16 protein-coding genes are annotated in these 13,347 nt (G+C 55.7%); 11 read left to right on the forward strand and 5 right to left on the reverse strand.

Features of this window, described 5'->3' with window-relative positions:
* Window positions 1-11: 11 nt before the first annotated feature.
* Window positions 12-791: a type III pantothenate kinase gene (locus AC2FHW_RS13085; RefSeq protein WP_271950166.1), complete on the forward strand. Its 780-nt coding sequence runs from the start codon at window positions 12-14 to the stop codon at window positions 789-791.
* Window positions 788-2,455, forward strand: coding sequence for a ribonuclease J (locus tag AC2FHW_RS13090; RefSeq protein WP_271950165.1), 1,668 nt, complete (start codon window positions 788-790; stop codon window positions 2,453-2,455). The genes AC2FHW_RS13085 and AC2FHW_RS13090 overlap by 4 nt, the downstream gene beginning before the upstream one ends.
* A gap of 6 nt (window positions 2,456-2,461) precedes the next feature.
* Here the strand turns inward: AC2FHW_RS13090 and AC2FHW_RS13095 are convergent, their stop codons facing one another.
* Together AC2FHW_RS13095 and AC2FHW_RS13100 are read right to left on the reverse strand one after the other, a co-directional pair.
* Window positions 2,462-3,166, reverse strand: a complete 705-nt coding sequence (locus AC2FHW_RS13095) for an NUDIX hydrolase (protein ID WP_271950304.1) — start codon at window positions 3,164-3,166, stop codon at window positions 2,462-2,464.
* Between the two features lie 25 nt (window positions 3,167-3,191).
* A complete protein-coding gene (locus AC2FHW_RS13100) occupies window positions 3,192-3,590 on the reverse strand; it encodes a DUF983 domain-containing protein (protein ID WP_271950164.1) in 399 nt (132 codons plus the stop codon).
* Window positions 3,591-3,812: 222 nt separating this feature from the next.
* Between AC2FHW_RS13100 and AC2FHW_RS13105 the strand changes: the two genes are divergently transcribed.
* Genes AC2FHW_RS13105 through AC2FHW_RS13120 form a run of 4 tightly spaced genes read left to right on the forward strand, consistent with a single transcriptional unit; the run spans window position 3,813 to window position 5,705 of the window.
* Window positions 3,813-4,280 carry an EF-hand domain-containing protein gene (locus tag AC2FHW_RS13105; protein ID WP_142634858.1) on the forward strand — a complete coding sequence of 156 codons (468 nt, stop codon included), beginning with the start codon at window positions 3,813-3,815 and terminating at the stop codon, window positions 4,278-4,280.
* 6 nt (window positions 4,281-4,286) lie between these two features.
* On the forward strand, window positions 4,287-4,901 hold the full coding sequence (locus tag AC2FHW_RS13110; RefSeq protein ID WP_271950161.1) for an RNA polymerase sigma factor: 615 nt from the start codon (window positions 4,287-4,289) through the stop codon (window positions 4,899-4,901).
* Window positions 4,888-5,235 (forward strand): hypothetical protein, encoded by a 348-nt coding sequence (locus AC2FHW_RS13115; protein ID WP_271950159.1) that lies wholly within the window; start codon window positions 4,888-4,890, stop codon window positions 5,233-5,235. The genes AC2FHW_RS13110 and AC2FHW_RS13115 overlap by 14 nt, the downstream gene beginning before the upstream one ends.
* Window positions 5,232-5,705: a periplasmic heavy metal sensor gene (locus AC2FHW_RS13120; protein ID WP_496822043.1), complete on the forward strand. Its 474-nt coding sequence runs from the start codon at window positions 5,232-5,234 to the stop codon at window positions 5,703-5,705. The genes AC2FHW_RS13115 and AC2FHW_RS13120 overlap by 4 nt, the downstream gene beginning before the upstream one ends.
* Window positions 5,706-5,710: 5 nt before the next feature.
* On the opposite strand, the gene AC2FHW_RS13125 is transcribed toward AC2FHW_RS13120, so the two are convergent.
* A complete protein-coding gene (locus AC2FHW_RS13125) occupies window positions 5,711-7,111 on the reverse strand; it encodes a diguanylate cyclase (RefSeq protein WP_496822044.1) in 1,401 nt (466 codons plus the stop codon).
* Window positions 7,112-7,198: 87 nt separating this feature from the next.
* Here AC2FHW_RS13125 and AC2FHW_RS13130 point away from each other — a divergent pair, with 87 nt between their 5' ends.
* From AC2FHW_RS13130 to AC2FHW_RS13150, 5 genes are all read left to right on the forward strand, one after another.
* The gene (locus AC2FHW_RS13130; RefSeq protein ID WP_142634849.1) at window positions 7,199-7,483 is read left to right on the forward strand and encodes a DUF3572 domain-containing protein; all 285 of its coding nucleotides are present in this window, start codon (window positions 7,199-7,201) and stop codon (window positions 7,481-7,483) included.
* 25 nt (window positions 7,484-7,508) lie between these two features.
* Window positions 7,509-8,204, forward strand: a complete 696-nt coding sequence (locus tag AC2FHW_RS13135) for an HAD family hydrolase (RefSeq protein ID WP_496702173.1) — start codon at window positions 7,509-7,511, stop codon at window positions 8,202-8,204.
* 118 nt (window positions 8,205-8,322) lie between these two features.
* Window positions 8,323-9,882 (forward strand): trimethylamine methyltransferase family protein, encoded by a 1,560-nt coding sequence (locus AC2FHW_RS13140; protein ID WP_496690834.1) that lies wholly within the window; start codon window positions 8,323-8,325, stop codon window positions 9,880-9,882.
* 121 nt (window positions 9,883-10,003) lie between these two features.
* The gene (locus AC2FHW_RS13145; protein WP_271950151.1) at window positions 10,004-10,591 is read left to right on the forward strand and encodes a heme NO-binding domain-containing protein; all 588 of its coding nucleotides are present in this window, start codon (window positions 10,004-10,006) and stop codon (window positions 10,589-10,591) included.
* Window positions 10,588-11,583 (forward strand): diguanylate cyclase domain-containing protein, encoded by a 996-nt coding sequence (locus AC2FHW_RS13150; protein WP_271950149.1) that lies wholly within the window; start codon window positions 10,588-10,590, stop codon window positions 11,581-11,583. Before AC2FHW_RS13145 ends, AC2FHW_RS13150 begins: the two co-directional genes overlap by 4 nt.
* Window positions 11,584-11,628: 45 nt before the next feature.
* On the opposite strand, the gene AC2FHW_RS13155 is transcribed toward AC2FHW_RS13150, so the two are convergent.
* The gene (locus AC2FHW_RS13155) at window positions 11,629-12,327 is read right to left on the reverse strand and encodes a CbiX/SirB N-terminal domain-containing protein (protein WP_496677453.1); all 699 of its coding nucleotides are present in this window, start codon (window positions 12,325-12,327) and stop codon (window positions 11,629-11,631) included.
* Window positions 12,328-12,396: 69 nt separating this feature from the next.
* Window positions 12,397-13,329: an AEC family transporter gene (locus tag AC2FHW_RS13160; protein WP_142634838.1), complete on the reverse strand. Its 933-nt coding sequence runs from the start codon at window positions 13,327-13,329 to the stop codon at window positions 12,397-12,399.
* Between the last annotated feature and the right edge of the window lie 18 nt (window positions 13,330-13,347).

The following is a 13,347-nucleotide window of genomic DNA, read 5'->3' on the forward strand; positions in this document are numbered from 1 at the left end:
AAGGGGCACCAATGCTTCTAGCCATCGACTGCGGCAACACCAATACCGTTTTCTCGATCTGGGACGGTGAGGAATTCGTCTGCACGCTGCGCACATCTACGCACCATGCCCGTACGGCGGATGCCTATTTCACCTGGTACTCTACGCTGGTCAAACATTATGAGATCCAAGCTGATATCACCGATGTGATTATCGCCTCGACCGTGCCGCGTGTGGTTTTCAATCTGCGCGTCTTTGCGGACCGGTTCTTTGGCTGTCGCCCATTGGTCGTGGGCAAGCCGGAGTGTCTGCTGCCTGTCAGCCCGCGCATTGATGAGGGTACGGTCCCTGGCCCGGATCGCCTGGCCAATGCTGCCGGGGCGTTTGAACGGCATGGCGGGGATGTGGTTGTTGTCGATTTTGGAACGGCCACCAACTTTGACGTGGTGTCTTCGGATGGAGCATATGTCGGCGGCATCATCGCTCCAGGTGTAAACCTGAGCCTTGAGGCGTTGCACCAGGGGGCCGCCGCGTTGCCGCATATCGACATCACACGTCCCGAAAAAGTGATTGGAACAAATACGGTTGGCTGCATTCAATCTGGCGTGTATTGGGGCTATTCCGGTCTGATCGAAGGGCTGATTGCCCGGATAAAGGCGGAATATGGCATGCCGATGAAAGTCGTGGGGACTGGGGGGCTTGCGCCTCTGTTCGATCAGGCAGATGTTGGGTTTGACGCTATAGAAGACGATTTGACGATGCACGGACTGACCGTGATCCATCGCTATAACAAGGAAAATGGCTCAACATGAGCAGTGAACGACTGATCTATCTGCCCCTGGGCGGGGCGGGCGAAATTGGGATGAATGCCTATGTCTATGGCTATGGCAAGCCGGGAAAGGAGAAGCTGATCCTTGTCGATCTTGGTGTAACCTTCCCAGATATGGACACAACACCCGGTGTCGACCTGATCCATGCCGATATCAACTGGCTAAAAGAACGTGCCGACCGGCTTGAGGCGGTATTCGTCACCCATGCCCACGAAGATCATGTCGGCGCTGTGGCGCATTGCTATGACGATTTAGGCGCCCCGATCTATGCACGCGCTTTCACCGCAAATCTCGCGCGTCGCAAGATGGAAGAGAAAGCCCATCCGACAGACGCGGTTCAGACCCTGTCAGCCTGGCCTGAACAGGTGACGGTTGGCCCGTTTACAGTCGGGTTTTTGCCGGTATCGCACTCTATCCCCGAAAGTGCGGCGCTTGTCATAGACTCGCCTGCGGGGCGGATCGTGCATACAGGGGATTTCAAGCTGGATGCCAACCCTGTGGTAGGTGAACCGTTTGATCAGGACCTTTGGGCAGAGATTTCAAAGGACGGTGTGAAAGCATTGGTCTGCGACAGCACGAACGTGTTTTCAACGCATGCAGGCCGCTCGGAATCCGAGGTCGGGCCTGAGATCACCAAATTGGTCGAAAATGCCAAATCAATGGTGGTTGCGACGACTTTTGCCTCGAATGTCGCACGGGTGAAGACGCTGGCCGAGGCTGGGCAGCGCGCGGGACGCTCGGTCGTTCTGTTAGGTCGTGCGATGCGGCGGATGATTGAGGCCGCGACGGAAACCGGTATTCTCACGGATTTTCCCAAGGTTATCAGCGCCGAAGAGGCCGTAGATATCCCGCGCCAGAACCTGATGCTGATCGTAACCGGCAGCCAGGGTGAACGCCGTGCGGCCAGTGCCCAGCTTGCACGCGGTAAATACCGCGGGATCGAGTTGAAGGAAGGCGATCTGTTCCTGTTCTCGTCGAAGACGATACCGGGCAATGAGAAGGGCGTAATCTTCATCATGAACCAGCTCAGCGAAAAGGGCGTTGATGTGGTGGATGACAGCTCGGGTCTGTATCACGTCTCTGGCCATGCCAACCGGCCTGATCTGGAAAAAGTGCACGCCATAGTCAACCCACAGATGGTTATTCCCATGCATGGTGAACACCGACATCTGCGCGAACATGCTAAACTGGCCGAAGCGGGTGGTCGTACCGGGGTTGTGGCAGTCAATGGCACGATGCTGGATCTCAGCGGCAATGCCCCCAAGGTCGTCGACTACGTCGAGACAGGCCGAACTTATCTGGATGGAACCGTAAAGGTCGGAGCCTTGGATGGAGTTGTCCGCGACCGCATTCGCATGGCCTTGAACGGGCATGTGACCGTGACGGTTATTTTAGACGAAGAAGACGAACCGTTGGGTGAACCTTGGTGCGATACGATGGGCTTGGCCGAGACCGGAACATCGCGCGCAGCACTGGTTGAAGTTCTGGAAGAGGACCTGAACCAATTCCTCATGCGGGCGGATGCCAAAACACGGCGCGACGATGACAAGCTGGAAGAGGCACTGCGCCGGATCGTGCGTCAGACAGCAAAGACCGAGATCGGCAAAAAGCCCGAGGTGACCACGGTGATCAGCCGAATGAAGTAGGTTCGGCTAGAAGTCCTGTTCGGACATTGGATAGCCTTTGATCTGTAAGAACAGGCTTTGTTCTTCTTGATTGAGGAAGAACGGAACGCTTTGGGGTGGTTCGGGTCGTGTGACCCGGGCTGCGACTTCGGCCAGAACAACTTCGGTTATGAAGGGAAGATCAAGCTCGCGCGCCTTGTTCAACGGAACCCATTGCAGGTGAGACAACTCATCCGAAGCGCGGCCAAAGTCATCCAGATCGCCTTGCAGGGCGTCTGCATCTACCAAAAAGAATCGTGCATCGAACCGGCGCGTACGGCCGGGCGGGGTGACGGCGCGAAAAACAAACTGCAATGCCTGTGCAGAGGGCAGAAATCCTGCCTCTGCATAGCTTTGCCAGTCAATCGGCACCTCACCTGTCCAAGCGCCGGGAACTCCAAGCACCAGGCCAGTTTCCTCCCAGAGCTCGCGGATTGCGGCGGCCGCCAAAGCATTCTGCAGCCCGGGCGGAGACTGTTCAGCAAGCCGATCGCGGCAGAGCTGGGACATGTCAGCCGATAGCGGGACCAGGGCGTCCTCTGCGTCTACCGCGCCACCCGGAAACACGAATTTGTTCGGCATAAAAACGGCTTTTGCGCCCCTTTGACCCATCAAAATGGAAGGGTTCGTCATCCGGTCCCGCAACACGATAACTGTTGCAGCGTTCCGTATAGCCGTTTTGTCCGTACTCATCTCAGGGCCGACCCAATCATTCCGGTCATCGGTCCGTTTCGAATCCATGCATCCGTCGTGCCCACTGATAGGCGACAACGGCCCCTTTAAGTCGCGGTAGCAGGAACAGTGTCAAGGCTGTACATCCGAATGCAAAAATCAGGAACATGTTCAGCGGGTCAGGGCGCCACTGGACATAAGAGATGTGCAAAGCGGGCGCCAGCAGGTGACCGACCAACAGGATCGTCAGATAGGCTGGACCGTCATCCGCACGGTGATGAAACAGTTCCTGACCACAGCTGCTGCAGCTGTCATTCACTTTCAGGTAGCTGTGCAACAGCTTGCCTTCACCGCATTTTGGGCAGCGGCAGCGGAAGCCTTTGATTAGGGCAGGCCGGGTTGGACGGTCGTTCTCGGATATTGTGTCGATCGTTTGATCTGTCATTTTGAAACTCGCGCATTCAGATTGCCCTGATATTGCGCTTGTTTTGCCCCACAGAAAAGGGGGGTGCGTCGCTTTGTGCCGCGATGAGATGTCCGGAAATTATGTGGTCGATGGCAGTGAGCAACAGAAAAAATTCAAATTGGGCGACGGAAACCGAAAACTGCACCGTTTTAACCTATGTGAGCAGCGACAAACCGGTCGCGAGAAACAAAGGAAAACGATATGAAAAGCGCGAAACTTATCCCGGCCATTCTGGTATCGGCCATTGCATTGACAGGCACAACCGCCTTGGCTGTCGGTCCGAAAGGCCGAGAGGACGTGACCTTTCAAGAGCTGGACCTGAACAATGATGGTCAGGTCACGCAGGAAGAAATGCAAACCTATAGGCAACAGCGTTTCACCAATGCTGACACCAATGGCGACGGCATGTTGAGCGTCGACGAGATGCAAGCGGCTAGCCAGAAGAAGGCGAATGAGCGTGTGAATCAAATGTTCGAAAAGCACGATGCCAATCAAGATGGCCTCTTGTCCGATGATGAGTTGCCCAAGCCGCGCCGTGCTGGCAAGATGTTTGACCGCATCGACGCGGACAAAAATGGCACGATCTCGGAACAGGAATTTGCCGATGCGAAAAACCGGATGGGCTGGCACCACAAAAAACGTGACAAGGCTGGCACCGACGACAGCTAATGGAGGATGCGGGACCTGAGTACCTCATCAACGGGGGCTCGCAGCCAAAGTCAGGCTGCGGGCGACCCCGGAGACGATGCATTGTTGCGGCGGTTCGCCGAGGGTGACGCTGATGCGGCACGCATTTTGACCGATCGGCTTGGGCCGCGCAGTTTTTCGGTGGCGCTCAGGCTGTTGAACGACCGGGCCGAAGCCGAAGATGTCACACAGGAAGCCATGATGCGCCTATGGAAGATGGCGCCGGATTGGGTTGCTGGACAGGCAAAGGTGTCGACTTGGCTTTACCGGGTCACTCTGAACCTGTGTGTCGATATTCGGCGGAAGAAATCGGCGGACAGTCTTTCTGATGTTGCCGAACCTGAAAGCGATGCGATCAGTGCAACCGAACACCTTCAGGATGCCGCCAGGTTGGACGCACTGCAGTTCGCGTTGGCGCAACTTCCGGACCGGCAACGTCAGGCTGTTGTCTTGCGCCACATCGAAGAGTTGCCCAATCCCGAAATCGCGGGAATCATGGATGTTTCCGTCGAAGCTGTAGAGAGTCTGACAGCTCGGGGAAAGCGGGCACTGGCACAGCAGTTAGCCACAAGAAGAGACGAGTTGGGATATGCCGATGGATGAAAATAGCGACCTGAATCACCTGTTTTTACGTGCTCGTCAAGAAGATGAGCCGTTACCCGATGCTCTCGCCCGTCGTATTCTGGCCGATGCGGAAACCGTTCGTTTGCAAAGGCTTCAGAAATCACCCCAAGGGTTCTGGGCACAGGCATTGGATAGTTTCTTTGGCTGGCAGGGGATGGGAGGTTTGGCGGCCGCGGGCATTGCTGGCATCTGGATTGGATTGACTGCCCCGGCCTTTTTGCCTGATCCGGCGACGTTGCTTTATTCGCAATCCTCTGGCTTTGAGGTTGCGGATATGGATCTGAATACAATCTTCCTGGAGGAAGGCGAATGAGCGAACAGTCAAAACCTAAACGCCGGTGGATGCCTGTCCTGCTGATCGTGTCCCTTGCTATCAATCTGCTAGTCGTCGGTGCGGTTGTTGGCACGGCGCTGCGCGTCAGAAACAATGACCACGTAAAAACCCCTCCGGGATTTGGATCGGCGCTTTATCGCGCGCTTCCCAAGCATGAACGCCAGGCGATGCGGGCCGAGCTTTCGGGCCTGCACCGCCAAGGTGTCGATCATCGGGCGGCGGATTTTCAAGCCCTTGGCGACGCACTTCGCGCCGAACCCTTTGCGGCTGACGCTGTAGAGGCTTTGTTGGGTCAGCAGGCGCAGGTGATGTCAGAGATGCAGTCTGCTTTGCAGGAACAGTGGCTGATCCGTGTGTCAGCCATGAGCCCGAAAGAACGCGTCGAATACGCTGATCGTCTGGAAGATGTGGTGCACCGAAAATCGAAAGCGGGCAGAAAACGCGACTGACCGGATCAGGCTGCGTGATTCTGGACCATGACCTGATTGCGTCCCGCCTTTTTCGCAGCATACAGGGCCGTATCCGCAGATTTTATCATGTTGTCCAATGGTGCGGGTGGGATACCCTGGCGAATCGTGTTGTCATCGGCTGTAATGAGGCCGATGCTGATTGTCACTGCGATTGGTTCGGCGGCCTCGGATAGGTCAAATGGACACTGACAGATGTCGTCGCAGACGGTTCGTGCGATCCCCAATGCCCGCGGCCCCGTAGTTTCAGGCAGACCGATCAAGAATTCTTCGCCCCCAATCCGTGCCACAAAGCCGTCAGAACCAATGGAATTGCGCATGCGCTTGGCTGTTTCGATCAAGACCTGATCGCCTCCGGCATGGCCAAACTTGTCGTTGATTGATTTGAAATGGTCCAGATCGGCCACCATCACGGTAAAACCGCGCCCGGTCTGCGCAGACTGCCGGGCGATTTGCTTCAATGCTCGCATTGCATAGCGGCGGTTATGCAGGCCGGTCAGTGGATCCACCCAGGATTCCGCGACGCCACGCCGCAAAGAATCCCGCATCTGGTCAATTCGGCTTTTGCGGGCAAGCTGGTTATCAAGCCGCAACAGAGTTTCACGGGGGCAGAACCCCGCCATACAGATGGCATCCGCGCCACGATCCAGCGCTTCGGCAGCCAGAGACGCGTCATCCTTTCTCAAGATGCCGATCAGCACTGTGTGCCGTGTTGCCCCGCGCGATTTCAAATCCGCCAGAACACTCAGGCCTGAAGATTCGCCATCAATTTCGACAATAACCGCGTCCGGGATGGGGCCGGAAAGCAGGCGGTGAAGGTTCGATATCGTGTGAATTGACAAACTGTGATGCGTATGTTCGGACAGCGCCTTCTGCCAAAGCGCCCCGGTTTTAGCGGATTGCGTCAGTAGGGCGGCGCGCGCAGCTTTGGGTGGCGTGGCAAAGGTGCTTGTCGCTTCGGCAAATCCCAAACATGGCGATCCGCTATTATCTTGCAATTCCTGCGTATCGGCGCGTGCCCGTAACAAGCTGCGAACCCGAGCTAGCAACAACGTGTCCTTGAACGGGTGCGCCAATACATCGTCCAACCCATCTGACAATGCCCTCAACCTTGCGGATTTGTCGTTTTGCGGCGCGATAGCGACAATGGGAATATCCGCCAGATCCGGGTCGGCCATTACCACTTTCTTGACATCAGCCGCCGTTCCATCCGGCAATGACTGCGCGGTTAAGATCAAATCGGGGCGCACACGTTTCAACAGCCCATCAAGACCCCGCAGATTTTCCCCCTGTGCGACGTGATACCAGGCCGCAGTAAGCTGTACCTTCAGCATAATTCGATTGGTTGAGGTCCCGTCCAGGACAAGGATCGTTCCTTGCACCGACATATCAGTCACCGTTGATTGCATGCGTTGCTAAAGTGTTTATGACTCTGGTTAACAAACCCTTTCCAATATCAGATCAGGGGCTTCTTTATGCCAATTTCCGCTCAATCCGCCGAAACGCTGGCGCTGAATGCCCTTGCCTGGCTTGTCGGCAATGATGACCTGCTGCCTGTATTTCTGGGTTCGACGGGGGCTTCGGTGCAGGACATCAAAGACAGGGCGGCAGAGCCGGAGTTTCTGGGCTCTGTTCTGGATTTTCTAATGCTTGACGATTCGTGGGTAGTCGAGTTTTGTGACGTCAATTCTGTGCCGTATGATCAGCCGGGCCAGGCCCGCGCCTTGTTGTCCGGCGGCGCGGAAGTTCATTGGACCTGAAAGCCTACCGGGCAGGAGTTTCACAATGCCAATCCAAGCCATCCTGTTCGACAAAGACGGTACCTTGTTTGATTTCGCGGAAACCTGGGGCACGTTCGGGCGCAATTTTTTACTGCGAGTGACGAACGGAGATCATGCCCGTGCGGCCGAGCTTGGGCAGGTGATCGGCTTTGACCTCGAACAGGTTGCCTATTCTGAGGACAGTGTTGTCATCGCGGGCACCGTCGAAGAAATCGCCGAGGTTCTAGAGCCGCACCTCCCGGAAATGCCGCGCGAAGAGTTGGTGGATCTGTTGAATGCCGAGTCGGCCTCATCTCCGCAAGCCCAGGCCGTTCCGCTTATCCCTTTCCTTGAGGGGCTGCGTGAGGCAGGGCTGAAACTGGGTGTTGCGACCAATGACGGAGAAATGCCCGCATCCGAGCATCTTTCGTCCGCAGGAATCCGCGAACATTTCGATTTTGTCGCCGGTTATGACAGTGGGCACGGATTCAAGCCAGGCCCGGGTCAACTCTTCGCCTTTGCGCAGCATGTGGGGGTTAACCCAGAAAACATAGCAATGGTGGGCGACAGCCTGCATGATCTGCAGGCCGGACGGGCAGCAGGTATGAAGACGATCGGGGTTCTGACGGGTATGGCGCGTGCAGAAACGCTCGAAGCGATGGCGGATGTCGTCTTGCCAAACATCGGACATATACCTGCTTGGTTGTACGAAAAGGCGTGATCGGGCTGTGAATTCGGCGGTTCAGACGTCGAAACCGACATAGCCTGTCGCAGACAGAGCGGCCAACAGTACGCGTTCGGGGCTTGCTTCTAGAAAGCCAAGTTCCGAGGAGTGTCCAATGGCCGACAAGAAAGCACGCAGAGGTCGCAGCGGAGGACGGGCCGGTGCCGCCGAGAGACGGGGCGCAGCGGTTATTGATCAGATGCCGTGGAGCCCTCCGATCAACACCGACAAACCAACCGAACCGTTGGACGAGATTGGCGTCGCGGCGATCCACGAGGGCGCAATGCGGATTCTCGAAGAGATCGGGATCGAGTTCTACAACGAAGAGGCAATCGGAATCCTGCGTGAGGCCGGATGTACGATCAACGGCGACAACGTTCGAATGGGCCGGGACTTTGTCATGGAAATGGTGCGTAAAGCCCCATCCACCTTTACCATCACACCGCGTAATCCCGACCGCGCAATCGAGATCGGGGGCAAAAACCTGCTGTTCGGAAATGTGTCGTCCCCGCCGAACTACTGGGATATGGAGATTGGCACCAAGGTACCGGGAAATCGCGAGATGTGCCGGAACCTGTTGAAGTTGACGCAGTATTTCAACTGTATCCATTTTGCCGGTGGATACCCGGTCGAGCCAGTGGATATACATGCCAGCGTCCGGCATCTGGATGTTCTCTACGACAAGCTGACTCTGACCGATAAGGCGATGCATGCCTATTCGCTGGGCAAGGAACGCGTCGAAGACGTCATGGAAATGGTGCGGATCGCAGGGGGTCTGAGCCATGAAGAATTCGAAGCCAAGCCGAGGATGTATACCAACATCAACTCGACCTCGCCGTTGAAGCACGATCAGCCCATGATCGACGGTTGCCTGAGGTTGGCGCGGCGCGGGCAGGCGATTGTTGTGACGCCGTTCACCTTGGCCGGGGCGATGGCCCCCGTCACAATGGCCGGTGCAGTAGCGCAATCCCTGGCTGAGGCGCTGTGCGCGATTGCATTGTTCCAATATGTGCGACCAGGGATTCCTTGTGTCATCGGTACGTTCACCTCGAATGTGGATATGAAATCTGGTGCTCCGGCTTTTGGAACGCCGGAATACATGCGGGCGACACAGATGACCGGCCAGATGGCCCGATTTTATGACCTGCCCCTGCGGTCTTCGGGTGTCTGCGCGGCAAACGTTCCGGATGGCCAATCTGTGTGGGAGACCTCGAACTCATTATGGGCGGCGGTGCAATCGGGCACCAACATGGTCTATCACGCTGCAGGTTGGCTTGAGGGTGGCCTGATCGCAAGCCCTGAAAAGTTCATTATGGATTGCGAGATATTGCAGCAAATTCAGCGGTATATGCAGCCGGAATTGACGGCAACCGGCCCCGACGAGATTGCTCTGGATGCGATCCGGTCAGTCGGCAATGACGGGCATTTCTTTGGCATTCAGCACACTCAGGATCGCTATACCACCGCGTTTTATCAGCCGTTTCTGAGTGACTGGAAGAATTATGAGGGTTGGGAAGTCGCAGGAGGCGTCTGGACCGCTGAGCGCGCGCATCACATGTTCAAGGAAATCATCACCAGCTTTGAAGCTCCGGCAATGGATGAGGGCATCCGGGAAGAGCTTGCCGACTTTGTCGCACGACGCAAAACCGAAGGCGGAGCGCCGACAGATTTCTAGCGTAATCTCAGTCACTTCCACTTCGATACTTGCGTGAATTCTATGTGGTGACGCCCGCGTGTTGGGTGTTTGTTAACAAATTTCAGAGCACACTGCGTGAGAAACCAATTTGAGGTCTCTTATGCATGGTCTGATCAACCGGGCGATTCAATCCTTTGTTGCGGTGACCTACGGGCAGCCGTGCTGGATGCGCGTGATGGATTCAGCCGAACTGGGCTTTGCCGAGTTCGAGGCCATGCTTGTTTACGACGATGATATTACCGAGCAGGTATTGGATAAGGTATGCACGGTCCTGAAACGTTCACGAAGTGACGTTCTTGAAGACCTGGGAACGTACCTTGTGTCTCATCCCAACATGGAAGACCTGCGCCGTCTGTTGCGATTTGGCGGTGTCAGCTATCTGGAATTTCTCCATTCGCTTGATGATCTGTCAGACCGGGTCAGATTGGCCGTATCGGATCTAAATCTTCCGGCACTTGAATTGCACGAGCTTTCACCGACGGAATACAGATTGTCCTGCCATCCAGGCCTGCCTGGCTTTTCAAGCGTCATGGTTGGTGTATTGCGCGCGATGGCTGATGATTACGGGGCTCTGGCTATGCTATCGCATGAGGGCCAGCAGGGTGAGATTGAGTTTATCTCAATCGTTCTGGTAGAAAGCGCTTTTTCAGAAGGCCGGCATTTTGATTTAGGGGCGCGAAAAGCATGATGAACACGAATAATCTGGCAGAGCTTTTACAAACCCTGTGCCCAATGTTTTTGCTGGTGAACGAGGATGGGAAAGTGACCCGCGTCGGATCAACCTTGCAAAAGCTGCGCCCTGAAAAGCCGATGGAAGGTCAGAGCTTTCTGGATATCTTTGAGCTGCTTCGCCCTAGGGCGGTTACCACAGTTTCAGGCTTGATGTCCCAGGCCGGCACCAAGTTACAGCTCAGGTTCCATGACGCCCCGCGCACAGCATTGAAGGGCCTTATCGCTCCGCTGCCCGAAGGTAAGGGGGCGGTCATCAATCTGTCTTTCGGAATATCGATTTTGGATGCGGTCCGGGACTATGCCCTGACCAGTGCGGATTTCTCGGGCACTGATCTGGCGATCGAATTATTGTATCTGGTCGAGGCGAAATCGGCAGCGATGGAGGCGTCCAGATCTCTGAACCTGCGCCTTCAAGGGGCGATGCTTGCCGCCGAGGAAAAGGCATTTACAGATACACTGACGGGGCTGAAAAATCGCCGGGCGATGGATGTTCTATTGGATCACATGATCTCGTCCAAATCTCCATTCGCGCTGATGCATCTGGATCTTGATTTTTTCAAATCGGTCAATGACCAATTCGGGCATGCCGCGGGCGACTATGTGTTGCAACAAGCGGCGCGGATCATGGGTGAGGAAACCCGCGGAGACGATACAGTGGCGCGTGTCGGCGGGGACGAATTTGTAATTATATACAAAGGATTGACGGACGAGGGTGTTCTCTCTGCAATCGCCAGCAGGCTGATCGAACGGCTGCGGGAACCGATGATGTTCGACAACGTGTCGTGCCAGGTTTCAGCCAGTATAGGCACGGCGCTTTCGACCCAGTTTCCATCGCTTAAACCGGCTGAGATTTTGCATGCGGCAGACCTTGCCCTGTATGCGGCCAAACGAAATGGCCGGTCTCGCCACTGTCTATATTCGCAGCTTGTGGATCACTCACACAGATAGGTTTTCCCCTAAAGGAACCGGCAAAGTGTATGTGGTCAGACGACTCTATTTCGATGAAGAAAAAGCTTTGAGAACGGACGCTATGTGTTGCTGCACCAGTGGCAGTTCACCCACAACCGGTAAAACCTGTCCCTTGAACTTGGCCTTGCTTAATTCTTGCGGCACATCCTCAAGAACATGGCCACCCGTGCAGGCAAAAAATGGCAAACACAGGGTTTGGGCGCCGGTTCCTGCGGCGGCCACAGAAATCGAAGGGGCCTCTTCGACAAACCCAAGGCGCAGGGATCCAAGTGGTATCAGTTGCAACAAAGCGTCGCCGAATGCCGTTGCAACGGCGGAAGGGTTTCTGCTGCGGCCCGATCCATGCGCAGCGATCACAAGGTCCGTTTCTTGTGACCGCCAGTCTTTGTCCTGCAGCGTTCCCTCAAGGGTTTGCGCGATCAACTGGGGCAATTTCGGGTCCGCGCCCAAAGGATCCAGAATAGGGTTTCGGCGGTCACCAATACGTTTCGGCAGCACATCTGTGACAAACCACCCTTTGGCCATGAACAGGGGATAGATGACGGCGTTGCCGGGAATCTTGTCCAGTGCGCTGTCAAGTGCCCCAGGGGCTGCCAGCGTTGCAGAATGAACCGAAACACCGGCACACAGGGCATTTACATCGGCCGCATAAGCCGCCAAGGCCGCTTCGGCTGGTTCTGGGTCAGAAGGTTGGCCATGGGTAACGATAAGGGCGTGTGTCATAAATCTGTCCTGTCCACTTTAGCGATAGGTGCGCCGCGTCGTGTAAAAGTCAATCCGCCTGCCGCACCGTCAGCCCAATAGGGTCAGCCAAAACCAGACGCTCAGGATAGATACTGCCGTCCCCAACAGAACAGAGGATGCCGCAACCCGTTTGGCGCGGCCATAGATGTTTGCAAAGATATAGGCGTTGAAACCAGGGGCCATGGCGGCTGTCATCACTCCGGACCGGAATAGATCCTGTGGCAGTCCAAGGGTGGATCCGAAAAGCCAGAAAAGGCTCGGGTGCAGCAGCAGAGAAACGCCGCAGACAAAGGCGATCGCCCTTAGGTCACCTTCGGGTCTGTATTTAACCAGAACGCCCCCAAGCGCGAATAGCGCGCCGGGAAGGGCCGCGCGGGTCACCAGGCCAAGGGCATCATCCACAACGGCTGGCACGCCGAGCCCGGACAGATTTACGATGAAACCCAGTGAGATCCCGACAATCAGAGCGTTGCGAAACATCGCGGTCAGGACCGAGCGAACCATTCGCGATCCTCCGTGGCCTCGGTTCCGGATCACCTCCATTACCGTGATGCCTAGGCCGTAACAAAACGGCGAGTGAAAGGCGATGACGGCATAATTGCCCGTAAGGCTTTCAGGGCCATAAGCCCGTTCAGTAATCGGCAATCCCAGCAGGACGGAATTGGAGAACAGGCAGCAAAAACCGATTGCGACGCAATCTTCCCATTCGCGGTTGAAGATCAGTCGCGCGCCGAACAGGCCGGCACAAAAGCAAAGCGCAGCAGCAGAGTAAAAGCTGATCAACAGCTTGGGATCAAAACTGACACTGAGGTCGAGATGTGAAATCGCAAGAAACAGAAGGCAGGGGATTGCAAAACCCTGAGTGAACTTCATCAGGCCATCAATGTGGTTTTCCTTGAAGTATCCAAGAAGAGTGGAGACGTAACCGGCTCCAATAACAAGAAAAACTGGAAGGATGACTTCAATGAGATTTTGCAGCATGTCAGCGTTCCGCAACAG

The organism is Ruegeria sp. YTSA108, from assembly GCF_059610185.1.

Bases quoted from the DNA above. Each gene is read 5' to 3' on its own strand.
- AC2FHW_RS13085 (WP_271950166.1), top strand. From the start codon at position 12: ATGCTTCTAGCCATCGACTGCGGCAACACCAATACCGTTTTCTCGATC.
- AC2FHW_RS13090 (WP_271950165.1), top strand. From the start codon at position 788: ATGAGCAGTGAACGACTGATCTATCTGCCCCTGGGCGGGGCGGGCGAA.
- AC2FHW_RS13095 (WP_271950304.1), bottom strand. From the start codon at position 3,166: ATGAGTACGGACAAAACGGCTATACGGAACGCTGCAACAGTTATCGTG.
- AC2FHW_RS13100 (WP_271950164.1), bottom strand. From the start codon at position 3,590: ATGACAGATCAAACGATCGACACAATATCCGAGAACGACCGTCCAACC.
- AC2FHW_RS13105 (WP_142634858.1), top strand. From the start codon at position 3,813: ATGAAAAGCGCGAAACTTATCCCGGCCATTCTGGTATCGGCCATTGCA.
- AC2FHW_RS13110 (WP_271950161.1), top strand. From the start codon at position 4,287: ATGCGGGACCTGAGTACCTCATCAACGGGGGCTCGCAGCCAAAGTCAG.
- AC2FHW_RS13115 (WP_271950159.1), top strand. From the start codon at position 4,888: ATGCCGATGGATGAAAATAGCGACCTGAATCACCTGTTTTTACGTGCT.
- AC2FHW_RS13120 (WP_496822043.1), top strand. From the start codon at position 5,232: ATGAGCGAACAGTCAAAACCTAAACGCCGGTGGATGCCTGTCCTGCTG.
- AC2FHW_RS13125 (WP_496822044.1), bottom strand. From the start codon at position 7,111: ATGTCGGTGCAAGGAACGATCCTTGTCCTGGACGGGACCTCAACCAAT.
- AC2FHW_RS13130 (WP_142634849.1), top strand. From the start codon at position 7,199: ATGCCAATTTCCGCTCAATCCGCCGAAACGCTGGCGCTGAATGCCCTT.
- AC2FHW_RS13135 (WP_496702173.1), top strand. From the start codon at position 7,509: ATGCCAATCCAAGCCATCCTGTTCGACAAAGACGGTACCTTGTTTGAT.
- AC2FHW_RS13140 (WP_496690834.1), top strand. From the start codon at position 8,323: ATGGCCGACAAGAAAGCACGCAGAGGTCGCAGCGGAGGACGGGCCGGT.
- AC2FHW_RS13145 (WP_271950151.1), top strand. From the start codon at position 10,004: ATGCATGGTCTGATCAACCGGGCGATTCAATCCTTTGTTGCGGTGACC.
- AC2FHW_RS13150 (WP_271950149.1), top strand. From the start codon at position 10,588: ATGATGAACACGAATAATCTGGCAGAGCTTTTACAAACCCTGTGCCCA.
- AC2FHW_RS13155 (WP_496677453.1), bottom strand. From the start codon at position 12,327: ATGACACACGCCCTTATCGTTACCCATGGCCAACCTTCTGACCCAGAA.
- AC2FHW_RS13160 (WP_142634838.1), bottom strand. From the start codon at position 13,329: ATGCTGCAAAATCTCATTGAAGTCATCCTTCCAGTTTTTCTTGTTATT.